Origin of the sequence: Flavonifractor sp. An91, assembly GCF_002159225.1 — a bacterium.
In the GTDB taxonomy this organism is placed as follows: domain Bacteria; phylum Bacillota; class Clostridia; order Oscillospirales; family Oscillospiraceae; genus Flavonifractor; species Flavonifractor avicola.
In genome coordinates this window covers 22,839-44,492 of sequence record NZ_NFHA01000016.1, presented here as the reverse complement: position 1 = coordinate 44,492, position 21,654 = coordinate 22,839, and the positions used below count along the sequence as shown (strand labels likewise).

Genomic DNA, 21,654 nt, shown 5'->3' with positions numbered 1-21,654 from the left:
TATGTTATCATTTCCTGTAAGGCTGTCCCGGGAACGGGACCGGATATGGAGTGGAATGATCAGGCAGAACGGGCTTTGCTCACAGGAAGGGGAGGCCCGCTTCGGCCGGGAGAAAGGTGGAACCATGGCAGACTGGACAAGAGAACCTTTCGGCGTCACAGCCGGGGGCAAGGAAGTGGAACAGTGGACCGCCCAGGCGGGCAGCTATACGGCCAAGATCCTCACCTATGGCGGCATCCTCCGCAGCTTTATGGTGGAGGACAGAGACGTGGTGCTGGGGTGCGACACGCTGGCCGACTATGAGAAGCAGGACAAATACTTCGGCGCCCTGGTGGGCCGGGTGGCCAACCGCATCGGCGGCGCCTCCTTTGACCTGAACGGGGTCCATTACCCCCTGGCCGCCAACAACGGCCCCAACTGCCTCCATGGCGGTGTTCACGGCTTTCATGAGGCCGTGTGGGAGGCGGCGGTCCGGGAGGGCAGGCTGGTGCTCTCCCACACCAGCCCCGACGGGGAGGAGGGCTTCCCCGGCACCCTGGAGGTGCGGGTGAGCTACGACCTCACCGCCGACGGCGTGCTCTCCCTGGACTACTGGGCCAAGAGCGACAAGGATACCCTGTGTAACCTGACCAACCACAGCTACTTCAATTTGATGGGCCACAACTTTGGGTCCCTGGAGGGACAGCGGGTCCAGGTGTATGCCAGCGCCATCACCGAGAACGACGCCGACAGCACCCCCACCGGCTCCCTGCTGGCGGTGGAGGGCACCCCCTTTGACCTCCGTTTCCCCCGGGCGTTCCTGCAGGGACTGGCCATGCAGCATCCCCAGCTGACGGTGGGCAACGGCTACGACCACAACTTTGTGCTGCGGACCCAGCCCAATGCCCCTCTGGGGCTGGCCGCCCGGGTCATGGGCGGCGGGCTGTGCCTGGAGTGCTACACCACCCAGTGCGGCCTCCAGCTCTACACCGCCAACTATCTGGACGGCGTGTCCGGCAAGGACGGGGCGGTGTACGGGCCCCGGTCGGCCTTCTGCCTGGAGACCCAGGGCTGGCCCGACGCCATCCACCACCAGGGCTTCCCAAGCCCCATCCTGCGGGCGGGGGAGGAGTACCGCCACACCACCACCTACCGGCTGGCTACCATATAATCCGGGTGGACGAAATAAAAAGAGCCGGTCTGCCCCATTGGCAGGCCGGCTCTTTTGCGTTGGTGGTACCAAAGTCAACCCCCGGCTATGCCGGGGGTAAAAAATAGCTTATAGCGAGGAGGAAAGTAGAAAAGTAAAAAACTCCCTGATAAGGTAGGAGTGGTTTGCCGACCACACAACTACGATAACAGGGAGGCCTTCATCGTGAAAGATAAAGACATAAGTAGTTTAGAGCATACAAGCTGGAGATGTCAATATCACATCGTCTTTGCGCCGAAATACCGGAGGATGGAGATATATGGCCAGATAAAACAGGATATAGGAGTGATACTGAGGAAACTATGCCAGCAAAAGGGGGTAGAAATTATAGAAGCCAGAGCATGCCCAGACCATATACACATGCTGATAAGCATACCGCCCAAGTACAGCGTATCACAGATTATGGGGTACCTGAAAGGAAAGAGTAGTCTGATGATATTTGATCGGCATGCAAATCTGAAATATAAGTATGGGAATCGACACTTTTGGGCCAGAGGATATTATGTGGATACAGTGGGACGCAATAAGAAGCAAATAGCAGAGTATATCCGAAACCAACTGGCATCGGATCAAATCGCAGACCAGATAGGACTGAAAGAGTTTGTTGACCCGTTTACGGGTCGCGAGAACAAGAAGGCATAAAAGGAACCCCTTAAGGGGTAGCCCGAGAAAGAAATGCAGTCGGCAAACCTTTCGGGGCCCCTTAAGGGGCTTCGTCCGTATCAGGCCCTTATAGGGCCTACTCAAGCCTCCGGCTTAGCCGGAGGTTTTGACTTTAAGATGAGACGGAATCCAGCAACTCTTCCCGCTCCCGTTTCAGAGAAGCCTGCTGGTCGTTCAGGTCCTGAGAGGCGGCCTCCAGATCCCGGAGTGCGGCGGTCAGCTTCATGTGGACCTCCGATACCCCCTCCTGGGCCGTTTTGATGCTGGACTGGACGTACCAGTCGGAGAAAATGCCGTCAAAGAAGTAATCGGCAAAGGTGGCAAACTCCCCGATCTGGATGTTGGGCACCTGGAGCTGACTCACATCGGCCAGCTCGGTGCGGAAGTCGCTCAGGGCCCGCTGAGCCGCCCGGATGCTGGACTGGGCGCTGTCCAGCCGGTCATACTTGGCCATGGTGGCGATGAGTCCGCCCCCCAGCATATCCCAGGTGCCCCAGCCCCGGGCGCTGTCCAGATCGTCCTGGACCTGGCCCAGCAGCCGCTTGGCGTTCTCGCCGGCGGAGAGTGCCTCCTCCAGTTCCTTCTGCTGATGGGTCACGTCAGACAGCTGGCGGTCCAGCTCCACCAGCCGGGCCCCTGTCTGGCCGCCCATGGCCTTCACCAGCTCTGCCTTCTCCGTCCACAGTGCCTCCAGCTGCTCGGGGGCGTCCCGCAGGCCGTCCCGCTCCCGGATCAGGCCGTTGAGCTTGTTCTCCAGATATTCCAGGTCCGACCTGGCCTGGTCGTACTGGAGTTTGGCGGCCAGAGCCTCCCGGCGCTCCTTGTCCAGCCGCTCCTCCTTATGACCAATCAGGGTAAGGAGAAAGGCGTGCACGCCGCCCTTCTCCAGCTTGTCCACGTCGTCCTGCTCCTTGCGGAAGCTTTGGGCGGTCTCGTCCACCTTGGCCTGCCGCTCCCCCCGCTGACGGTGGAGTTCCTCGATCTGGGCATCCAGCTGCTTGCGGCGGGCCTGGGCGGCGGTCAGGGCCTCGATGGCCTGGTCGATCTCATAAAGGCGTTGATTCATGACGTCTCTCCCCCTTCTTTCCCCTTGATTTTACACGCAACGACGGGGGAAAGCAAGGAGATACCCTGGACTTGCGGTCCAAAACCGGGTAAAATATTGATGACAAGCCCGCTGCAAAGGAGAACACTATGGATACCATCATTCAGATCCTGGCCAGGGAACTGGGCCAGAAGGAGACATACATTCAGAACGTGGTGAACCTCATCGACGAGGGCAACACCATTCCCTTTATCGCCCGCTACCGCAAGGAGCTCCACGGCGCCATGGACGACACCACCCTGCGCACCCTGGCCGACCGGCTGCAATACCTGCGCAACCTGGACAAGCGGCGGGAGGAGGTCAAGTCCGCCATCGAGAACCAGGGCAAGCTGACCGAGGAACTCTCCGCAGCCATTGACTCCGCCGCCACCCTGGCGGAGGTGGAGGACCTGTACCGCCCCTACAAGCAGAAGCGGCGCACCCGGGCCACCATGGCAAAGGAGAAGGGGCTGGAGCCCCTGGCCGATCTGCTCTTCGCTCAGGCCATGGACGGCCCTGTGCCGGAAGAAGCTGCCGCCGGGTATGTTGACCCGGAGAAGGGCGTGGAGACGGTGGAGGAGGCCCTCCAGGGCGCCAACGACATCATTGCAGAGCGCATCTCCGACGACGCCGACATCCGCAAGCTGCTGCGGGAGCTGGTGTGGAAGAAGGGCTATCTGGTGTCCGCCGCCGCGGCCAAGGAGCGGTCGGACACGGTGTACCGGCTGTACTACGACTTCCGGTCTCCCATCAACCGCCTCCAGGGCCACCAGATCCTGGCCATCAACCGGGGCGAGCGGGAAGATATCCTGAAGGTGAGCGTGGAGATGGACCGGGAAGCCGCCCTCATCCCCGTCCGCCGGCGGGTGCTCAACCCAGGCACCCCCGCTATGGCCTTTGTGCGCGCCGCCGCCGAGGACGCCTACGACCGGCTCATCTTCCCCTCGGTGGAGCGGGAGATGCGCAACCTGCTTACCGAGCAGGCCGACGAGGGGGCCATCAAGATGTTTGGCCTCAACCTGAAACCCCTGCTGATGCAGCCGCCGGTGAAGGGCTTTGTCACCATGGGTCTGGACCCGGGCTACCGCAACGGCTGCAAGGTGGCGGTGGTGGACGCCACCGGCAAGGTGCTGGATACGGCGGTGGTCTATCCCACCTTCAATGAAAAGAAGAAGCAGGAGGCCATTGACATCCTGTCCAAGCTCATCCGCAAGCACGGCGTGGCCCACATCGCCATCGGCAACGGCACCGCCAGCCGGGAGACCGAGCAGATGGCAGTAGAGATGATCCGCAAGCTGGGGGGCGGGGTGAGCTACATGATCGTCAACGAGGCGGGCGCATCGGTGTATTCCGCCTCCAAGCTGGCGGCGGAGGAGTTCCCCGACTACGACGTGAATCTGCGTTCCGCCGTGTCCATTGCCCGGCGGCTCCAGGACCCCCTGGCCGAGCTGGTGAAGATCGATCCAAAGTCCATCGGCGTGGGCCAGTACCAGCACGATATGCCCCAGGCACGGCTGGACGAGACCCTGGGCGGCGTGGTGGAGGACTGCGTCAATGCGGTGGGCGTGGACCTGAACACCGCCTCGGCGCCCCTGCTGGCCTATGTGGCGGGCCTCAATAACACCACCGCCAAGAACATCGTCAAGTACCGGGAGGAGAATGGCGCCTTTACCACCCGGAAGGGGGTACTCAAGGTGCCCAAGCTGGGCCCCAAGGCCTTCGAGCAGTGCGCCGGCTTCCTGCGGGTGCCGGAGAGCAAAAACGTGCTGGACCACACCGGCGTCCACCCGGAGAGCTATGAGGCGGCCCAGAAGCTGCTGGAGCTGTGCGGCTACACCCTGAAGGATGTGGGGGCAGGAACCATTGACGAGCTGTCTGACCGGGTAAAGGCTTACGGCAGGGAAAAGGCAGCAGAAGCCTGCGGCGTGGGCCTGCCCACCCTGGATGACATCGTGAAGGAGCTGCTCAAGCCGGGCCGGGACCCCCGTGACGAGCTGCCCAAGCCCATTCTGCGCACCGACGTGATGGAGATGAAGGACCTGAAGCCGGGGATGGAGCTCACCGGCACGGTGCGCAACGTCATCGATTTCGGCGTGTTTGTGGACATCGGCGTCCACCAGGACGGACTGGTCCACATCTCCCAGCTGTCCAACCGCCGGGTGCGCCACCCCAGCGAGGTGTGCGCCGTGGGGGACATCGTCACCGTCTGGGTGCTGGAGGTGGACGAGAAAAAGAAGCGCATCTCTCTCACCATGAAAAAGCCCAAGGAGGGAGCGGTATGATTCTCAGCTTTGACCAGGTGGGGGACCTGCTGGACGAAATGGCGGAGGAATTCCCGGAGGAGTTCTATCAGGACCTGAACGGGGGCATCTCCCTGCTGCCTGAGGCGGTGGAGGACCCGGCGGGGGAGGACCCGGCGGGGGAGGACCTCTACATCATGGGGGAGTACTGCAACGACATGATGGGGCGGTACATCAACCTCTACTACGGCTCCTTTGCCGCCCTGGCGGAGCAGGAGGACTGGACGCATGAGGACTGGGAGGACGAGCTGTACACCACCTTGTCCCACGAGTTTACCCACCATGTGGAGGGCCTGGCCGGCGAGCGGGGCCTGGAGATCAGGGACCAGCTGGAGCTGGAGCAGTACCGGCGGGAGCAATAAGAAAAGGGCCTGTTGCAAAATGTGCAGCTCGTACAAAGACCCGTCATTCCGAGAAAAACGGCCGCCCACCGGGCGGCCGTTTTTCGTGGGAATCCGCCCCTTTTGCCGGGGAAACGGATTGCCACGCCAGTGTGCGCACTGGCTCGCAATGACAGGTTTGTGCAAAACAGCTATTTTGCAACAGGCCCTTTTGTAGATACGCTATCCTCTTATTTTTGTTGGTTTTCGCGTTGAATGAGGAAGCGGATGCTCAATGCTACACCGCATCCATACCCTAAAATAACGATCAGATAAATGGCCGTGCAGCTGCGTAATTGGGGGAAAAGCAACAGCAATAAATTACATACCACCGCAATCACCTGCATAAGGAGCAGGATATAATTGATGGCTTTCTTCATGCTTCTATAACCCCCTTTTTTGTTCAGTTGTGCTGAGGCACCACGGCGAAAAAGACCAGGTCGGCCCCGCCGTCGTTGATGAGGGTATGGGCGTGGCCCTCCGGGCAGTAGTGGCAGTCGCCGGGGCCCAGACGCTCCTCCACGCCGTCGCAGATGGCTTTTCCGGTGCCGGAAAGGATGTACATGACCTCGCTGTTGCCGGTGTGGGTGTGCAGGCCGATGGAGGCGCCGGGTTCCAGACGGTTCATCATGATGCGGTTGACGCAGTCGTCCACAAAACGGCTGTAGGTAGTCTTTTCGCCCCCCTTGAACTGAGGTATGGGGGTCTCTTCCATCTGGGAAAAACAGAGTTTCATAGGGGTATCCTCCTTACAGAATCACACCGTAACGGGCCGCCAGCTCCTGCAGGCCCTCCTGCAGCTCCTGCCGGTCAAAGCCGGCCTGGTCCAGCTGGTCGTCGGTGAGGGTGTTGGCGCGGGCATAGAAGTCCACTGCCACCTCCAGGTAGCGCAGGTCGTCCCAGTCGCTCTCCTGAAAGAGCAGATCTTCTCCGCCGCCCACATCGCCGGCGGCCAGCCGCTCCACCAGTCGGAGATGGAGGGCATCCAGCGCTGCGTCCTCCTCCGCACCGGTGGGCAGATAGTCGGCGGAGTCCTTCTTCAAAACCAGCTTGGCCAGGGAACGGGCCAACCCGTCCACCTGCCGCAGCATCCAGTCGTCTGTCAGCATGGTATCGCTCCTTTGTTATAATTCCCGCACCAGTTTGACGGCTATGCCCACGATGCGGGCCAACCCCTGCTCGAAGTCCCGCAGGGGAATGATTTTGGGCTCATAGCAGGGATTTTCCGGCTGAAGGATTACCATACCCTTCTGGCAGCGGAACCGCTTCAGGGTGGCGTCCTCGCCGTCCACCAGACAGGCCACGATCTGACCGTTCTCCGCCGTGGATTGCCGCCGGATGAGCACCAGATCCCCGTCCCTGATACCGGCGTTGATCATGCTGTCGCCGGTGACCCGAAGATAGAAATGCTCCTCCGGATCGGGCACGTCGGCAGCGGCATAGCCCTCGATCTGCTGGCTGGCCAGAATAGGGGAGCCCGCCCGGATGACACCGAGTATGGGTACCACCGGCTCCCGGCGAGCAGGGCAGGGGGGCTGGCGGGGGACGTTGAAACCCTGCAGCCACAGCGGGTCCACCCCAAGGGAGCGGGCAATGGCGGCGGCGGTGCCGATTTTGGGCTCACGCTGGCCCAGGACATAGCGGTTCAGAGTCTGGGGATTCATATTCAGCCGGTCCCCCAGCTGTTCATAGCTGAGGCCGGACTCTTCCATCAGGCTGCGCAGACGGGCGCCGAAGGTGCTCTCCTGCTCCATACCATGTTCCCTCCTGTCCAATTTGTGGGTCTATTCTATCACATTTTATCACCAAACGCAACATACTTCGACAAAAAATGATTGACTTTTATCTCCGTTTGGTGTTATTATGGCTATGCGATGGAACGAAAGTTCCATATTTGGATAAGTTCATCACCAATCGGAGATTTATTTCGGAGAGGGGAGAAACGCAGGGGAAGAAAAAAGCCCCGCCGTCCGGCGAGGCATCCCGATTGGGGAGGAAAATAAAAAATGCCCCGCCTTCTGGCGAGACATTTTTGGTGGAGGAGGGTGGATTCGAACCACCGAAGCGAATCGCAACAGATTTACAGTCTGCCCCCTTTGGCCACTCGGGAACTCCTCCATATGAACTTGTTGGAGCTGGTGGACGGACTCGAACCCCCGACCGGTTGATTACAAATCAACTGCTCTACCAACTGAGCTACACCAGCAGACCAGCTCGTCCACAGCGAATGTTATTTTATCAGGGAGAAGGGGATTTGTCAAGAGAAAGAACAAAATTTTTTAAAAAATTTTTGGAGGAGGAATGGGTATCCGGCCACGGGTGTGGACAGACCCGCTGCGGGATGTGCAGCGGGTACCGCCGGCAGAGTGGTGCCGCCTTTGCGGCGCGGAGCTGTATGGCCAGGAGCGGGAGCTTTGCCCGCTCTGCCGGGCGGAGCTTACCGACAGAGAGAAGGGGACTAGGCATGACATTACAGGAGTTATCGATTCAATATCGGGCAGGTGCGGAGACCCTGCGGCAGCGGGTGCAGCTGCTGGAGAGCCGAAGGACGGCCGCGGTGGACGAGCACGGACGCCGGCTGCTGGAACAGCGCATTCGCCATCTGGAGGCCATGTGGCGAGAGGCCCGGGACCTAGCGGTCCTGTGTGAGCGCTATTACGACAGGGGGTATCACTGCAATGTCCGGTACACGATATAGGAGAGGGAAAGAGTTTGCCGCCGATATGGCAGTCTATGCTCAGGTCATGGCGGAGGATAACTCCGAGCAGATGGGGCGGCTGCGCCGCAATGTGATGCGGGCCCTCCAGGAGGATGTAACCCCCCGGCAGCGGGAGTGTATGCTGCTCTATTATGAAAAAGGGCTCAATATGCGGCAGATCGCCGAGCTGACCGGTGTGGATAAATCCACCGTGTCCCGCAACATCAAGCGGGGAGAGTCCCGGCTGCGCCGCTGCCTGCGCTATGGAGCCGAGCAGCTGCTGGCGCCTCGGGAGTGAAGTATTTTCTACCGGGCGAGATGTTGAAATGTGAGGGGGTTCCATGATATACTTTCTTCCGAGAAACCGCGAAAATGGGCGAAGGGAGGAAGTTACCTTGGAATTGAACCTGACACAAAAGCAGACACAGACCCTCTCTCCCCAGATGATGCAGTCCATGGAGATCCTTCAGATGGGGTCTCAGGAGCTGCTGGAATACATTGAGGAGGCCGTGCAGGAGAATCCGGTGCTGGAGCCGGAGGAGCGGTACGACAAGGCGGATGAGAGCGATCAGCTCCGCCGCAAGCTGGAGTGGCTGGAATCCACCGACCCTCAGAACCGTTACTATCACCAGCAGGATACCGAAGAGGAGGACGACCAGCTGGGCAATTACGGCACCATGGAGGACCGGGAGGACAACCTGTATTACTATGTGCTCTCCCAGCTCAAGGTGCTGGATCTGCCGCCGGAGGTCATGGAGGCCGGTACCTTCCTGGTGGAGAGCCTCAACGCCAACGGCTGGCTGGATGAGCCTTTGGATGCCCTGGCTGCCGATTACGGCTGCCCGGTGGAGGTGCTGGAGCAGGCGCTGGCTGCCGTCCAGTCCCTGGAGCCCGCCGGCGTGGGGGCCCGGGACCTGTCCGAATGCCTGCGGCTCCAGCTGGTGCGCCGTACGCCGGTGGACCAGCTGGCAGTGCGTATTGTGGAGAGCCAGCTGGATGCCCTGTCCAAGAGCCGCTACGGCCTCATTGCCCGGGAGCTGAAGGCAACCCCGGAGGAGGTGCGGGCCTCCTGCGAGTTGATCCGCACCCTGAATCCCCGGCCGGGCACCGGATTTGCCGCCAGAGAGAACCTGACCTACATCAATCCCGATATCATCGTGGTCAGCTTTCCCGATCACTTCGAGCTGCTGACCAACGACTACTATTTCCCCACTCTGGGGATCAGCGGGTACTATACCCGTCTGCTGAAGGAGAGCGATGACCAGCAGGTGAAGGATTATCTCACCGGAAAGGTCAAGCAGGCCAAGTGGATGGTCCATGCCATTGAGCAGCGCCGCTCCACCCTCATGTCCTGCGCCGGGTGCATCCTGGAGCTGCAGGAGGCCTTCTTCCGGCAGGGACCGGGCCATCTGGTGCCCATGTCTCTGGCCGACGTGGCCGGGCGCATCGGGGTCCACGAGTCCACGGTGAGCCGGGCGGTAAAGGACAAGTACATCCAGTGCTCCATGGGGGTGTATCCCCTGAGCTACTTCTTCTCCCGCAGCCTGGGGACCAGCAGTGAGGACGCCGCCTCTCCCGACGCGGCCAAGGCCCTGCTGAAAAAGCTCATCGCCGGAGAGGACAAGAAAAAGCCTCTGTCCGACCAGAAGTTGTGTGAGATGATGACCGCCCAGGGCTGCCCTCTGTCCCGGCGCACCGTAGCCAAATACCGGGATGAGCTGCATATCCCCAGCACCACAGGGCGGAAGCAATACGAATGATTTTTGGAGGAATCATGAGTTTTCAAGGGGTATTTTTTGATTTTGACTATACATTGGGGGATGCCACAGAGGCCATTGTGGCCGGTTTCCAGTACGGCTTTGAGCAGATGGGTCTGCCGGAGCCGGAGCGGGAGGCGGTGCGCCACACCATCGGTATGACTCTGGAGGACGGCTATACCACCCTCACCGGAGACCAGCGGCCCGAGCAGCGGGCCCTGTTTCGGAAGCTGTACACCGAGAAGGCTGGACCGCTCCAGGTGCAGGTGACCAAACTCTTCCCCGGCGCGGCGGAACTGCTTGCCGCCCTGAAGGAAGCGGGCATCCCGGCGGGTGTGGTAAGCACCAAGCGCACCGACACACTGACGGCAGTGCTGGAGGCCAGAGGAGTGCGGCAGTACCTGGTGTCTCTCACCGGAGGTGACAAAGTGGACCGGCCCAAGCCGGATCCCCAGGGGCTGCTGGCAGCCCTGGCAGAGCTGGGCCTGAAGCCGGAAAATGTGCTCTACTGCGGGGATACCCTCATTGATGCGGAGACCGCCCACCGGGCCGGGGCCCATTTCTGCGCCGTTCTCAACGGTACCACTACCCGGCAGGACTTTGAAGCCAGCGGCCTGCCGCTGGATCATGTGGCGGAGGACCTTGGGGATCTGAAGGCCTGGCTGGGGCTGTAATTCTATTATATAAGGTAGCAAAAAATGCCGGGGCAGCAGCCCCGGCGTTTTTTTACGCAAAACGGACAACGGGGCCCCGTCTGGGGCCCCGTTGTCCTACAGAGAAAAAGAGGGGAAAAAGAGGAAAAATCGAAACAATTGAGATTTGGGTTACTTACCCAGGCGGCGGACCATTTCCTTGGCGCAGAAGGTGGCCACGTCGTCAGCGTAGGTACCGGCACCAAAGCCGGCGTCATAGCCCAGCTCCTTGGCCAGAGCGTGGGTGATACGGGCGCCGCCGCAGCAGAAGATGTACTTCTCGCGGACACCCTCGGCCTCGGCCAGCTCGATGAGCTCGGTGAGGTTCTGGATGTGGACGTCCTTCTGGGTCACGGTCTGGGACACCAGCAGCACGTCGGCGTTGACCTCGGCAGCCTTCTTGAGGAACTCCTCGTTGGGCACCTGGGAACCCAGGTTGTAGGCCTCGATCATCTCGTAGCGCTCCAGGCCGTAGTGGCCGGCAAAGCCCTTGCGGTTCATGATGGCGTCGATGCCCACGGTGTGAGCGTCGGTGCCGGTGGAGGCGCCTACCACCACCAGCTTGCGGCCCAGCCGCTCCTTCAGGAACTCATCGGTCTCGTCCATGCTCATGGCCTCGTCGGCCACGGTCTGCACCACGATCTCGTTGTAGTTGATGGAGTGGGTGAGGGAGCCGTACACCACATAGAAGGTGAAGGCCTCGTCCAGCTTCTGGCGGAGAGCCACGTTGGGATCGGCCAGGCCCATCTTCTGAGCCATCAGCACGGCAGCCGCGGCGCCCTTGTCGTCGTCCTTAACGGGCAGGGTAAAGGAGAGCTGCACCTTGCCGTCGTTCATGGTGTCGCCATAGGGTTTCAGCCGGGTCAGGTCCAGCGTGGTGTCAAGGTCCTTATCGCGAATCTGATACAGTCCGGAACTCATTTGCCGGCACCCCCTTTCATCATGGGCTCAAGGAAGGGGTTGAAGTACCCGGCGGCCTTGGTCACAACGCCGTCCAGGCCCTTGCCGCCGTCGCGAGGACGCTTGATGTCGGCAAAGATGCCCCGCTCCAGGGTCTCGAAAATGCCCAGCTGCTCGATCTGGCCCAGCAGATCGGTAGCCTTGTGCAGCACGTCGGCGGCACGGTTCTGCATGATGCCGCCTTCCTTGAACACGATCTCGCTGCCCAGGTCGTGCATGGTGCGGAAGATGTACTGGGCATTCTGGATGGCCAGGAAACGGTCGGACAGGAAGGGAGTGTGAATGGCCTCGGTCATCATGCCCAGCAGGTGGATCTTCTGGTTGGTCAGGATGGTCACCATGTTGAACAGGGCGTCCTGAACGTGGCCGCGGAAGATGTTGCCGGTCATGAACTTGGTGGGAGGCATATACTTCAGGGGAGCGTTGGGGAAGATCTCCCGGGCCATCTCGGCCTGGGCCAGCTCATACAGGAAGCCATTCTCCACGTCGGGGTCAATCTCAAAGGCATGACCCAGACCCATCTGCTCCTCGGGCAGGCCGGCCCGCAGGGCGAAGGCCTCGTTAAGGAACTGGGAGGCCAGCACGGTGTGAGCCTCTTCCACAGCGTCGGCGGTGGTCAGGTAGTTGTCCTCGCCGGTGTTGATGACCACGCCGGCATAGGCGTTGATGGCGCGGGAGAAGGACTGGTCCACCAGGGTGCGCTGCATATTGATGTCGCGGAACAGGATGCCGTACAGAGCGTCGTTCAGCATCACGTCCAGACCCTCGAAGGCGCCCATGGCGGCGATCTCAGGCATACACAGGCCGGAGCAGTAGTTACACACGCGGATGTAACGGCCCAGCTCCTCGCCCACCTTATCCATGGCCTCACGCATCAGGCGGAAGTTCTCCTGAGTGGCGTAGGTGCCGCCGAAGCCCTCGGTGGTGGCGCCGTAAGGCACATAGTCCAGCAGGGACTGGCCGGTGGTACGGATCACGGCGATAACGTCGGCGCCCTGGCGGGCGGCGGCGGTAGCCTGCACAACGTCCTCATAGATGTTGCCGGTGGCAACGATCAGGTAGATCCAGGGGCCCTGCTTCTCGCCGCCGTGGGTGGCGATGAAGTCCTCGCGGCGCTTGCGGCGGGCGCGGATCTTGGCCAGGCTGGCCTCCACAATGGGATCCAGAGCGGCGTGGATCTCGGCCTCGCTGTGGGTGGGCAGAGCTGTCAGGTCCAGCTTGTCGTTGGCCACGTCCTCGGCGATGGCCTGGGGATCCTTACCGGTCTCCACCATGGCGTTGCCGATCCAGAAAGCGGCGCCCTGGGGCAGAGCGCCCTTGTCCATCAGGTGCTCCACAACCACGTTGGGCAGAGGCACGTCGCCGGCGTCCACACCGTCGATGCCCAGCAGGCGGCAGATGGTACGCTCCACGGCCACGGTGGTGCAGCCGTCGATGAAACGCTGGGTGTCGTCCGCCACACGGGAAGCGTGAGCGCGTGCCTGTTCCACCAGCTTAAAATCAAGGTTCAGCTTGGATTCCAACATCGATCACTTCCATTCTTTTTCAGTTCAAAACGGGGGGCAGCGGATCGCCGCGGTTGGGCGGCGATCCGCTGTATTTATCTGGATTACTCCTCGTGGTGGGAGCGCTTATGACGCTCCAGGTTGGCGGGCTCCATGGAGAGCGCCTGGCCGCGCTCCAGGCCGGCCACGCCCATGAGCTCCTTCTTCTTCTTGCCGGTGCAGTAGTCGCACTGACAATCGGTGTAGTGCTCGGGCTCGGTGTAAGTGGTGATAACGCCCTCGTAGTTGCGCAGGATGACCTTCTTGGGGGTCTGAGAGATGACGTACTGAGGCATGACGGGAGTCTTGCCGCCGCCGCCGGGGGCGTCCACCACGAAGGTGGGCACGCAGAAGCCGGAGGTGTGGCCGCGCAGGCCCTCGATGATCTCGATGCCCTTGCTGACGGGAGTACGGAAGTGCTCCAGGCCCATGGACAGGTCGCACTGATAGATGTAGTAGGGGCGCACCCGGATTCTGACCAGCTCGTTGACCAGCTTCTTCATGGTGTAGACGCAGTCGTTGATGCCGGCCAGCAGCACGCTCTGGTTGCCCAGAGGGATACCGGCGTCAGCCAGCATGGCGCAGGCCTTGGCGGACTCGGGGGTGATCTCGTTGGGATGGTTGAAGTGGGTGTTCAGCCAGATGGGATGATACTTCTTCAGCATATTGCACAGCTCGGGAGTGATACGCTGAGGCAGCACCACGGGGGTACGGGAGCCGATGCGGACGATCTCCACGTGGGGGATCTCACGCAGCTTGGCGATGATGTACTCCAGGCGCTCGTCGGAGCAGAGCAGAGCGTCGCCGCCGGAGAGCAGCACGTCACGGATGACGGGAGTGTTGCGGATGTACTCGATGGCCTGATCCACCTGATCCACGGGCAGGCCGGCGTCGTTCTGACCGGCGAAGCGGCGGCGGGTGCAGTGACGGCAGTACATGGAACACTGGTCGGTGATCAGCAGCAGGCAGCGGTCAGGATAGCGGTGGGTCAGACCGGGAGCGGGGGAGTCCTCATCCTCGTGCAGGGGGTCCAGCAGGTCGGCGGCGGACTGATGCAGCTCCTTGGCGGTGGGGACGGCCTGCAGCCGGACGGGATCGTGAGGATCGCCGGGCTGAATCAGGGACAGATAATAAGGAGTGATGGCCATGCGGAGGGTGCCGAGGCAGGCCTTAACACCTTCCTCTTCCTCGGGGGTCAGATCCACATACTTCTTCAGGTCCTCCAGAGTCTCGATGCGGTTCTTGACTTGCCAATGCCAGTCGTTCCACTGCTCGTCAGTCACATCGGGGAACAGAATCTTACGGCGGGACTCTACCATAACAAGGTCATCCTTTCTAAATCAATGTGGGGATGTGCCATCCGCAGGCGTCGGGGACCGGGAACCGGAACGGGGGGAGAAAGGGTTGGGGAGGAGAGTTTCTCCGGCAGGACCGGACCGGAATCGTCGGCCGCAGAACGATCACATCAATCAGCTCATCTGTCGATGGGACAGGTAAGTCACAAAGTAAATGGGAAATAATCTGGAAATCGGTAAAACAGGAACTTACAGGTACTTCTTCTCGAAGTAGGCCTTCAGCTGGGGATTCTCACGCAGTGCCCCACGCAATGTTCCATTGCGCGGGGGCCCCGTGATTTGACATCCTCGGGGCAACTGAATTGCCCCTGCGGGAACGCTGCGCGTTCTGCGCGCCAAAAGGCGCGGCCAGCTGGCGCTGGCGTCCGAGCTGCACAGACAGCTCAGAATATCTTACAGATATTTCTTCTCGAAGTAGGCCTTCAGCTGGGGATTCTCACGCAGCTCGGACAGGGTGATCTCGGCGTGGTCCTTGGTGTAGCCGTTGCCGACGATCATGGTGACGTCCTTGCCGCAGCCCTCGGCGCCCAGAGCAGCCTTGGCGAAATCGGTGGCCATGGAGAAGAAGTACACCACGCCGTTGTCATGGACGGGCAGAATGGCGGCCATCTCGCAGGCGGGCACGTTCACGATCAGAATGGAGACATCGTACTCCTTGCCGTTGTTGACGGCCAGGGACTTCTCCAGCACCTCGGTGGGGTTGGTGGCGGAGCCCACGATGGCGTGGTGGCACAGGTTCATGCTCTTCAGCAGGTCGGCGTCCTCCTGGCAGATGACCAGGGCAACCACGTTACCGGTGGGGCCAACGCGCTTCATGGCCTCGTAGCAGCACATCATGCCGCCCTTGCCGGCGCCGCCCAGGATGAGCACGGAGTCACCGGGCTTCACCAGCTTAGCGGTCTGGGCGGGAGCACCGGCCACGTCCAGAGCGGCCAGAGCCAGCTCCTCGCTCATGTCGTCGGGCAGCTTGGCATACAGGCCGGACTCAAACAGGATAGCCTGGGCATCCACGTCCACGCGGTCGATCTCGGGGTGGATGGCCTTGATCTTGTTGATCTTCAGGGGGGTCAGGGACAGGGAGACCAGAGAAGCGATCTTGTCGCCCACCTTCAGGTCGATCTTGCCCTGCAGATCCTCGCCGATCTCACGGACGGTGCCGATGAACATACCGCCGGAACCGGTGACGGGGTTCTGCATCTTGCCGCGCTCATTGACGATATCCAGGATCATCTGCTCGGTCTTGGCCAGGTCCTTCTCGCAGGCCTCATAGATCTGGGTGAAGGAAGCGGAGTCAATGTTCAGAGCGGAAACGTCGCACAGGATCTCATTGGAGTAGCACTCCATGGTGTTGTCGATCTTCTTGGCAGCCTGGGTCAGCAGGCCCTTGGGCTCGATGACGCGGTGAGTGCCGTACTTGTTGCCTTTCTTCTGCATAGAAAGTTCCTCCTGTTTCGTTTAATGTTTGGTTGGGGAGATATATGGTTGGGGAGATAAGTAAAACAAAGGAATGAGATCAGGCCAGGGACAGGATCTTCCGGGCCTCATCGGGAGTGGCGATCTCGCGGCCCAGCTCCTTGGCCAGGCGGACCACCTTGGCGACCAGCTCGCCGTTGGAGGCGGCCTTGTGGCCCTTCTCCAGGTAGATGTTGTCCTCAAAGCCCACGCGGACGTTGCCGCCCATCACGATGCCGGCGGCAACCATGGGCCAGGCGCCCCGGCCGATGCCGGTGACGGTCCAGGTGGAACCGGCGGGGATCTGCTTCACCAGGTAGTCCAGGTTGCCCACGGTAGCGGGGGTGCAGCCGGACACGCCCAGCACGAAGTTGAACTGCATGGGAGCGCCGGGGACCAGACCCTTGTTGGCCATGTTCACGATGGTGTCCAGGTGGCCGATCTCGAAGCACTCATACTCGGGCTTGATGTTGTTTTCCAGCATCCGCTTGCCGAAGGCCCGCATGGTAGGCATATCGTTAACGAAGATATCGTCGCCGAAGTTGCAGGTGCCGCAGTCCAGCGTGGCCATCTCGGGGCACAGCTCGGTGGGCTGGAGCCGTTCCTCAGGAGTCATGCCGGTGGCGCCGCCGGTGGAGGGGATCAGGATCACGCCGGGGCAGGCCTCCTTGATGGCGTCCAGGATCACCCGGAACCGCTCCCGGTCCTGAGTGGGGGTACCATCGTCCTCACGGACGTGGACGTGGATGACGGCAGCGCCTGCGTCAAAGGCGCTCTTGGCCTCACGGACCATTTCCTCCACGGTATAGGGGACAGCGGGATTGTGCTCCTTGGTGACCTCTGCGCCGCAGATGGCCGCGGTAATGATAAGCTTTTCCATGACACGCCTCCTCGAAAAAATAAAGCTACCCCGCCGGCAGAAGATGTATTCCTCCGGCGAGATAGCGCTTCATGAACAAAAAAACACTACTCATGTCCGCGGGAGGGGAAACTCTCGTTCAGACACAAATAGCGCTTCATGTGACTCATGACAATCCGTAAGCACTGGGCCCACGGCTCAGGGGGAGGGCTGTACGATTCACGTCCCCCTTCGGCGGAGCGGACATTCACAGAGTACATCGGGCTCGCCTGCCCTTATCATTGCTCTGCTACCTTGCGCTCCGCGCCTCTATCCATGCGTGTTATTTACTTTTGACAAAAACACTATAACCCAGCCAATTTTGTTTGTCAACTATTTTTTGAAAAATTAGGCTCACAAAATTTTTCTCTGTTCTGTAGACTTTTGTACGCTACAGCGGGATAGTGCTTACCAAATGGTAACCAGAACTGGAAGGGCAAAAACTCCGGCAGGCGGCGTGAACCGCCTGCCGGAGCAGGGAAAATTTACAGGTCGGCCTGGAAGAGTTCCATGAGGGTATCGTCCAGTTTGAGCAGCCGGCACACCCGCAGGGCGTCCCGGGGACAGGGGGCTCCGGGAGGGGCGGGAAGGAGCCGATAGTCCATCCGGCGGGCGATCCGCTTGCGGGGATCGTCCCCCTCGTCGCCCTGGATGTCCCGCACCAGACCGGCCACCTGGTAGTGGGCGGCGGCCACGTCGGACACCCCGTCGTAGTGGGTGGTCATGAGGGCCACGCAGTCCAGACTGCTCAGGTGACGCACCAGAGCACGGGCCAGGGCCGCGCCCTCCTGGGGGTTGGTGCCCCGGGCGAATTCGTCCAGAGCCACGAAGAAGAACTGGCCGTGGGTTTCCCGCAGCAGCTTGTCCAGCAGATGGACTTCCTTGCCGAAGGAGGACAGGCCGCCGGCGCCGGGGCCGCTGTCGGCTAGGATGAGCTCCACCCGGTGGAACAGGGGAAGGGTGGCGGACTGGGCAAAGACGAAGAAGCCGCACTGGCACAGAAGCAGGGAGAGCACGGTGGAGCGGAGAGACACGGTCTTGCCGCCCATGTTGGCGCCGGTGATGACGGTGCAGCCCGGTTTCAGATCCAGATCCAGCAGGGTGAACTGTTCGCCCCGCTCAGCCAGATCCTCCTCCACCTGAGGATGGCGCACCCCCCGGAGGGTGATGGATTTGTCGGCGCTGAGGGCGGGCCGGACACAGTTGTACCGCAGAGCCAGCTTGGCCTTGGCCACGATGAGATCCAGACGGCCCAGAGTCTCCATGTTGTCCAGGAAGGCCTGCTTGTAGGCCATCAGCTTGCCGGTGAGCATCCGGCGGACCTCCAGCTCCAGCTTATCCTCCTCCACCGCCAGGACACGGCGCTTTTCCATCAGGGGGCCCCGCTTGTCCTCCATGGTCATGCGGATGGCCTTCTCCAGCTTGGCCTTCTCCGCGCGCAGGGGTGCCAGGTCGTTGTGGTAGGAATTGACAACGGAGAAGGTGGGCAGACGGCGGCCCTCCGGGTCCATCAGCTCCAGGGCGTCGGCCAGGGAGGGGAAGGACAGCCCGGCCATGGGGGGCAGAGCGGCATAGGCCTGGACCAGCTGCTCCAGGGTGACCAGGAAATGCTTGATCTCAAAGAGCTCCACCAGATCGAAGGGGGCGCCGGGGTCCCGGTCGAAGGAGCCCCGGATGTCGTGAAACAGGGGCAGGCAGCGGGTGACACCCCGCAGGGCAGCGGCGGCGTCCTTGCGCTCGGCCTCGGTGAGCCGCACCGGGCCGCAGCCGCAGCCCTCGGTCTGAGGGGCGGTGGTGCCCGCGTTCCAAAGCTCCATGGCCAGGGCCACATTGTCCAGCTCCTCCTCCAGGGCGGCCTCCTCTCCGGGGCCGTACCACCGCAGGGAACGGGCGGCTGCCTTGCCGAACGGCGACATGGGACTCAGCCGGTTCAGTACCCACTGAAACCCTGCGTTTTCCCGCAGTTCATGCGTCAGTTCCATCATGATCCTCCTTCACGTTGACCACCGGCAGGTGGATGGCCTGCCGCAGGGCGGAGATGAATTTATCCGGTTCAAAGTGCCAGCCGTAGGCAGACCAGGGGTTGGCCGCCACCGCGGCGATGGTCAGCTCCCGGCGGACAGCCAGTTGGCCGCCGTTGCGCTGGAACAGCTCCAGGGCGGCCCGGCCCGCCAGCAGGTGGGTGGCGTCCTGGGTGACCAGGGTAGTGGGGGCTCCCCGGCGGGCCAGAGTTTTGAGCAGGGGGTCGGTAACCCCTCCCGCTGCCCACACCGCCAGGGGGCGGCGGGGCAGCTTGTTCCACTTGGGACTGCCGCCTTCGTCCAAAGGCAGCTCCAGAGGTGTGCCGTCCAGCTCAAACAGAGCAAAGCGGTCCTCCACGCCCTCCAGAGCGGAACGCAGACCGGCGTGCTCCGGTACTTTCCGGTCAAAGAGCCAGCAGGTGTGGGCGGTCTCCGATACCACCAGGTCCATATCCCGGTCCAGAGAGGCACCGGTACACAGCAGGGCCACGCCCTCCACACCGGCGCCAGCCAGAGACTTCCGTCCGGCGGCCCCGTCGATGAGGACCCGCTGGGCCCCCAATTCCATGAAGCGGGCGGTCAGGGGGCGCAGCTGTCCGGCGGCAGAGGGTCCGGCCAGCTGAACATAGCCGTCAGACAGAGTGCGGAAAATAGCCACCGGTCCCAGGGGGGTCATCACGTCGGTCAGGTCCACCACCTCCAGGGTGGCGTCGCACAGCGTGATCATGCCCCGGGCGGTGGCGAACAGATCGCCGGCTTTCAGGTACAGATCGGGCTTCTCGGTCCCGGTGACCAGGTCGGTGCGTTCTCCGTCCCGGCCCACCGAGGTGAGGGCCAGCCGCTCGTCCCCCAACTCGGCCATCAGGCGGCGCATGGCGGTGGTCTTGCCCGCGTTCTTGCACAGGCCGATCACGGTCACGGGGGAGGCATCCCCCACCAGCGGCGCTAACAGATGTTCCAAAATAGGGCCTCCCTTCCATAGGAAAATTGGGTCATTTTTGAGTTCGTCGAGGCCATTATAAGAGGCCCCCATCGGTTCTGTCAATGGGGAGAAGCAGAATTCCAGCCGCCTGAAATCAGATGCGAGGAGTAGCAGAAAATGAAAAAAGAATACATCAATCATGCAGAGCCGGGGAACGGACGAAAGAAATATATAGCATAATGGCAGGGTGGACGATTACTTTTTGGAATATAGAAAATAAAATTTACAAAATAACCGGGGAAAACCAAACGAGAATCATTTGACAGAAAAGAGGAACGCTTTTGCACATGAATTTTTGGAATGGAATTGATGCAAAAAAGAAAACCGCCTGTCCGACGGAACAACCGTCAGACAGGCGGAATGCGGTGGGGGAAAAGCTTACTGCTTGGAGAACTGGTCCTTGCCGGCGCCGCACAGGGGGCACACCCAGTCGGCGGGAACCTGCTCCCAGGCAGTGCCGGGGGCTACGCCGTTGTCGGGGTCACCCTCAGCGGGATCGTAGACATAGCCGCAGAGATCGCAGACGTACTTATCCATGTTAGAACGCTCCTTCATTTTCATCTTAAATCAAGCGGAGGATACCCGACGGGGAAACAACCTTGCCGGATTTCCTGTCCTGTGGTATGATACGCTTGTTACGCTACTATTTATAACACATCGGGGGACACTGTGAAAATTGGCAATATCACGATAAATTCGGCCCTGGCGCTGGCTCCTATGGCGGGAGTGACAGATCTGGCCTTCCGGACCATCTGCCGGGAGCTGGGGGCGGGCTATACCATTACGGAAATGGTGAGCGCCAAGGCCCTGTGCTATCAGGACAAAAAGTCGGTTCCGCTCCTTCAGCTGGGGGAGGGGGAACACCCGGCGGCGGTGCAAATCTTCGGCAGCGACCCGGCCTGTATGGAGCAGGCAGCGGGTATGGCCGCGGAGCGCTCCGGCGCCGATATCATCGACATCAATATGGGCTGCCCGGTGCCTAAAGTGGCCAATTCCGGCGACGGCTCGGGGCTGATGAAGAACCCGGAGCTGGCTGTGAAGGTGGCGGAGGCGGTGATCCGGGGCGCCGGCGGCAGGCCGGTGACGGTGAAGTTCCGTCTGGGCTGGGACAAGGGCTCCATCAACTGCGTGGAGTTTGCCAAAGCCATGGAGCAGGCCGGAGTGGCTGCCGTGGCGATCCACGGCCGCACCCGGACCCAGATGTACTCCGGCACCCCCAACTGGGACTACATCCGGGCGGTGAAGGAGACGGTTTCCATTCCGGTCATCGCCAACGGCGATGTGTTTGAGCCCAAGGACGCGGTACGCATCCTCAAGTACACCGGGGCGGATATGGCCATGATTGGCCGGGGCTGCTTCGGCAATCCCTGGCTGTTCCAGCGGGCCAATGCGGCGCTGGCGGGGGAGGAGATCCCGCCCCTGCCGCCCCTGGCCCAGCGGTGTGACACGGCGGTGCGGCAGTTTGAGCTGTCGGCGGCCCAGAAGGGGGAACACATTGCCTGCCTGGAGGCCCGGAAGCACTACGCCTGGTACCTGAAGGGCGTGCCCCACGCCGGATACTATAAGGAGCAGATCAGCCATGTGTCCACCCTGGAGGATATTTACAAGGTGACGGCAGGCATCAAGCGGGACCTCAAAGACGAGCCGGACCGGTAACGGCGGCGGGCACAAGACAGACA

At 61.3% G+C, this 21,654-nt stretch carries 22 protein-coding genes, 2 tRNA genes and 1 riboswitch; of the genes, 9 read left to right on the top strand and 15 right to left on the bottom strand.

Going from position 1 to position 21,654, the window contains the following annotated elements; translation table 11 throughout:
• Window positions 1–55: 55 nt before the first annotated feature.
• Together B5G42_RS10355 and tnpA are read left to right on the top strand one after the other, a co-directional pair.
• Window positions 56–1,150 carry an aldose epimerase family protein gene (locus B5G42_RS10355; protein ID WP_206406180.1) on the top strand — a complete coding sequence of 365 codons (1,095 nt, stop codon included), beginning with the start codon at window positions 56–58 and terminating at the stop codon, window positions 1,148–1,150.
• Between the two features lie 204 nt (window positions 1,151–1,354).
• Window positions 1,355–1,831, top strand: coding sequence for an IS200/IS605 family transposase (gene tnpA / locus B5G42_RS10350; protein WP_206404945.1), 477 nt, complete (start codon window positions 1,355–1,357; stop codon window positions 1,829–1,831).
• Window positions 1,832–1,964: 133 nt separating this feature from the next.
• On the opposite strand, the gene B5G42_RS10345 is transcribed toward tnpA, so the two are convergent.
• Window positions 1,965–2,918 carry a hypothetical protein gene (locus B5G42_RS10345; RefSeq protein WP_087269916.1) on the bottom strand — a complete coding sequence of 318 codons (954 nt, stop codon included), beginning with the start codon at window positions 2,916–2,918 and terminating at the stop codon, window positions 1,965–1,967.
• Between the two features lie 128 nt (window positions 2,919–3,046).
• Between B5G42_RS10345 and B5G42_RS10340 the strand changes: the two genes are divergently transcribed.
• Window positions 3,047–5,218 carry a Tex family protein gene (locus B5G42_RS10340; protein WP_087269913.1) on the top strand — a complete coding sequence of 724 codons (2,172 nt, stop codon included), beginning with the start codon at window positions 3,047–3,049 and terminating at the stop codon, window positions 5,216–5,218.
• Complete coding sequence (locus B5G42_RS10335) at window positions 5,215–5,598, top strand: metallopeptidase family protein (protein ID WP_087269910.1); 384 nt, start codon at window positions 5,215–5,217, stop codon at window positions 5,596–5,598. The genes B5G42_RS10340 and B5G42_RS10335 overlap by 4 nt, the downstream gene beginning before the upstream one ends.
• Window positions 5,599–5,807: 209 nt before the next feature.
• On the opposite strand, the gene B5G42_RS10330 is transcribed toward B5G42_RS10335, so the two are convergent.
• From B5G42_RS10330 to B5G42_RS10305, 6 genes are all read right to left on the bottom strand, one after another.
• Window positions 5,808–5,996: a hypothetical protein gene (locus B5G42_RS10330; protein WP_087269907.1), complete on the bottom strand. Its 189-nt coding sequence runs from the start codon at window positions 5,994–5,996 to the stop codon at window positions 5,808–5,810.
• Window positions 5,997–6,019: 23 nt separating this feature from the next.
• Window positions 6,020–6,352: a cupin domain-containing protein gene (locus B5G42_RS10325; RefSeq protein WP_087269904.1), complete on the bottom strand. Its 333-nt coding sequence runs from the start codon at window positions 6,350–6,352 to the stop codon at window positions 6,020–6,022.
• Between the two features lie 13 nt (window positions 6,353–6,365).
• Window positions 6,366–6,725, bottom strand: a complete 360-nt coding sequence (locus tag B5G42_RS10320) for a DUF6483 family protein (protein WP_087188356.1) — start codon at window positions 6,723–6,725, stop codon at window positions 6,366–6,368.
• 15 nt (window positions 6,726–6,740) lie between these two features.
• Window positions 6,741–7,370, bottom strand: a complete 630-nt coding sequence (locus tag B5G42_RS10315) for a LexA family protein (protein ID WP_087269901.1) — start codon at window positions 7,368–7,370, stop codon at window positions 6,741–6,743.
• 279 nt (window positions 7,371–7,649) lie between these two features.
• Window positions 7,650–7,734: transfer RNA gene (locus B5G42_RS10310), tRNA-Tyr, on the bottom strand.
• 12 nt (window positions 7,735–7,746) lie between these two features.
• A tRNA-Thr gene (locus B5G42_RS10305) sits at window positions 7,747–7,822 on the bottom strand.
• 258 nt (window positions 7,823–8,080) lie between these two features.
• Here B5G42_RS10305 and B5G42_RS10300 point away from each other — a divergent pair.
• From B5G42_RS10300 to B5G42_RS10285, 4 genes are all read left to right on the top strand, one after another.
• Window positions 8,081–8,314: a hypothetical protein gene (locus tag B5G42_RS10300; protein WP_087269898.1), complete on the top strand. Its 234-nt coding sequence runs from the start codon at window positions 8,081–8,083 to the stop codon at window positions 8,312–8,314.
• A gap of 25 nt (window positions 8,315–8,339) precedes the next feature.
• Complete coding sequence (locus tag B5G42_RS10295) at window positions 8,340–8,612, top strand: sigma-70 family RNA polymerase sigma factor (RefSeq protein ID WP_087188353.1); 273 nt, start codon at window positions 8,340–8,342, stop codon at window positions 8,610–8,612.
• Between the two features lie 97 nt (window positions 8,613–8,709).
• Window positions 8,710–10,074, top strand: coding sequence for an RNA polymerase factor sigma-54 (gene rpoN / locus B5G42_RS10290; protein WP_087269895.1), 1,365 nt, complete (start codon window positions 8,710–8,712; stop codon window positions 10,072–10,074).
• A gap of 14 nt (window positions 10,075–10,088) precedes the next feature.
• A complete protein-coding gene (locus B5G42_RS10285; RefSeq protein WP_087270005.1) occupies window positions 10,089–10,745 on the top strand; it encodes an HAD family hydrolase in 657 nt (218 codons plus the stop codon).
• Between the two features lie 150 nt (window positions 10,746–10,895).
• Here the strand turns inward: B5G42_RS10285 and B5G42_RS10280 are convergent, their stop codons facing one another.
• From B5G42_RS10280 to rd, 8 genes are all read right to left on the bottom strand, one after another.
• Window positions 10,896–11,684: an OAM dimerization domain-containing protein gene (locus B5G42_RS10280; protein ID WP_087188351.1), complete on the bottom strand. Its 789-nt coding sequence runs from the start codon at window positions 11,682–11,684 to the stop codon at window positions 10,896–10,898.
• Window positions 11,681–13,249: a lysine 5,6-aminomutase subunit alpha gene (locus B5G42_RS10275; RefSeq protein ID WP_087188350.1), complete on the bottom strand. Its 1,569-nt coding sequence runs from the start codon at window positions 13,247–13,249 to the stop codon at window positions 11,681–11,683. The genes B5G42_RS10280 and B5G42_RS10275 overlap by 4 nt, the downstream gene beginning before the upstream one ends.
• An 83-nt stretch (window positions 13,250–13,332) precedes the next feature.
• Window positions 13,333–14,586 (bottom strand): lysine 2,3-aminomutase, encoded by a 1,254-nt coding sequence (ablA, locus tag B5G42_RS10270; RefSeq protein WP_087269892.1) that lies wholly within the window; start codon window positions 14,584–14,586, stop codon window positions 13,333–13,335.
• Between the two features lie 429 nt (window positions 14,587–15,015).
• Window positions 15,016–16,056, bottom strand: a complete 1,041-nt coding sequence (locus tag B5G42_RS10265) for an L-erythro-3,5-diaminohexanoate dehydrogenase (RefSeq protein WP_087188348.1) — start codon at window positions 16,054–16,056, stop codon at window positions 15,016–15,018.
• A gap of 79 nt (window positions 16,057–16,135) precedes the next feature.
• The gene (locus B5G42_RS10260; RefSeq protein WP_087269889.1) at window positions 16,136–16,954 is read right to left on the bottom strand and encodes a 3-keto-5-aminohexanoate cleavage protein; all 819 of its coding nucleotides are present in this window, start codon (window positions 16,952–16,954) and stop codon (window positions 16,136–16,138) included.
• A 121-nt stretch (window positions 16,955–17,075) separates the two neighbouring features.
• Window positions 17,076–17,253: riboswitch (Lysine riboswitch) on the bottom strand.
• 204 nt (window positions 17,254–17,457) lie between these two features.
• Window positions 17,458–18,957: a MutS-related protein gene (locus tag B5G42_RS10255; RefSeq protein ID WP_242961198.1), complete on the bottom strand. Its 1,500-nt coding sequence runs from the start codon at window positions 18,955–18,957 to the stop codon at window positions 17,458–17,460.
• Window positions 18,938–19,954 (bottom strand): hypothetical protein, encoded by a 1,017-nt coding sequence (locus B5G42_RS10250; RefSeq protein WP_087188345.1) that lies wholly within the window; start codon window positions 19,952–19,954, stop codon window positions 18,938–18,940. Before B5G42_RS10250 ends, B5G42_RS10255 begins: the two co-directional genes overlap by 20 nt.
• A gap of 399 nt (window positions 19,955–20,353) precedes the next feature.
• Window positions 20,354–20,512, bottom strand: coding sequence for a rubredoxin (rd, locus tag B5G42_RS10245; RefSeq protein WP_087269882.1), 159 nt, complete (start codon window positions 20,510–20,512; stop codon window positions 20,354–20,356).
• Between the two features lie 132 nt (window positions 20,513–20,644).
• On the opposite strand from rd, the gene dusB reads away from it, so the two are divergent.
• Window positions 20,645–21,631, top strand: a complete 987-nt coding sequence (gene dusB / locus B5G42_RS10240) for a tRNA dihydrouridine synthase DusB (protein ID WP_087269879.1) — start codon at window positions 20,645–20,647, stop codon at window positions 21,629–21,631.
• Window positions 21,632–21,654 lie beyond the last annotated feature (23 nt).

Bases quoted from the DNA above. Each gene is read 5' to 3' on its own strand.
- B5G42_RS10265 (WP_087188348.1), bottom strand. From the start codon at position 16,056: ATGCAGAAGAAAGGCAACAAGTACGGCACTCACCGCGTCATCGAGCCC.
- B5G42_RS10345 (WP_087269916.1), bottom strand. From the start codon at position 2,918: ATGAATCAACGCCTTTATGAGATCGACCAGGCCATCGAGGCCCTGACC.
- B5G42_RS10275 (WP_087188350.1), bottom strand. From the start codon at position 13,249: ATGTTGGAATCCAAGCTGAACCTTGATTTTAAGCTGGTGGAACAGGCA.
- ablA (WP_087269892.1), bottom strand. From the start codon at position 14,586: ATGGTAGAGTCCCGCCGTAAGATTCTGTTCCCCGATGTGACTGACGAG.
- B5G42_RS10300 (WP_087269898.1), top strand. From the start codon at position 8,081: ATGACATTACAGGAGTTATCGATTCAATATCGGGCAGGTGCGGAGACC.
- B5G42_RS10355 (WP_206406180.1), top strand. From the start codon at position 56: ATGATCAGGCAGAACGGGCTTTGCTCACAGGAAGGGGAGGCCCGCTTC.
- B5G42_RS10320 (WP_087188356.1), bottom strand. From the start codon at position 6,725: ATGCTGACAGACGACTGGATGCTGCGGCAGGTGGACGGGTTGGCCCGT.
- B5G42_RS10330 (WP_087269907.1), bottom strand. From the start codon at position 5,996: ATGAAGAAAGCCATCAATTATATCCTGCTCCTTATGCAGGTGATTGCG.
- B5G42_RS10295 (WP_087188353.1), top strand. From the start codon at position 8,340: ATGGCAGTCTATGCTCAGGTCATGGCGGAGGATAACTCCGAGCAGATG.
- B5G42_RS10285 (WP_087270005.1), top strand. From the start codon at position 10,089: ATGAGTTTTCAAGGGGTATTTTTTGATTTTGACTATACATTGGGGGAT.
- B5G42_RS10260 (WP_087269889.1), bottom strand. From the start codon at position 16,954: ATGGAAAAGCTTATCATTACCGCGGCCATCTGCGGCGCAGAGGTCACC.
- B5G42_RS10280 (WP_087188351.1), bottom strand. From the start codon at position 11,684: ATGAGTTCCGGACTGTATCAGATTCGCGATAAGGACCTTGACACCACG.
- B5G42_RS10315 (WP_087269901.1), bottom strand. From the start codon at position 7,370: ATGGAGCAGGAGAGCACCTTCGGCGCCCGTCTGCGCAGCCTGATGGAA.
- B5G42_RS10325 (WP_087269904.1), bottom strand. From the start codon at position 6,352: ATGAAACTCTGTTTTTCCCAGATGGAAGAGACCCCCATACCTCAGTTC.
- rd (WP_087269882.1), bottom strand. From the start codon at position 20,512: ATGGATAAGTACGTCTGCGATCTCTGCGGCTATGTCTACGATCCCGCT.
- B5G42_RS10335 (WP_087269910.1), top strand. From the start codon at position 5,215: ATGATTCTCAGCTTTGACCAGGTGGGGGACCTGCTGGACGAAATGGCG.
- B5G42_RS10255 (WP_242961198.1), bottom strand. From the start codon at position 18,957: ATGATGGAACTGACGCATGAACTGCGGGAAAACGCAGGGTTTCAGTGG.
- B5G42_RS10340 (WP_087269913.1), top strand. From the start codon at position 3,047: ATGGATACCATCATTCAGATCCTGGCCAGGGAACTGGGCCAGAAGGAG.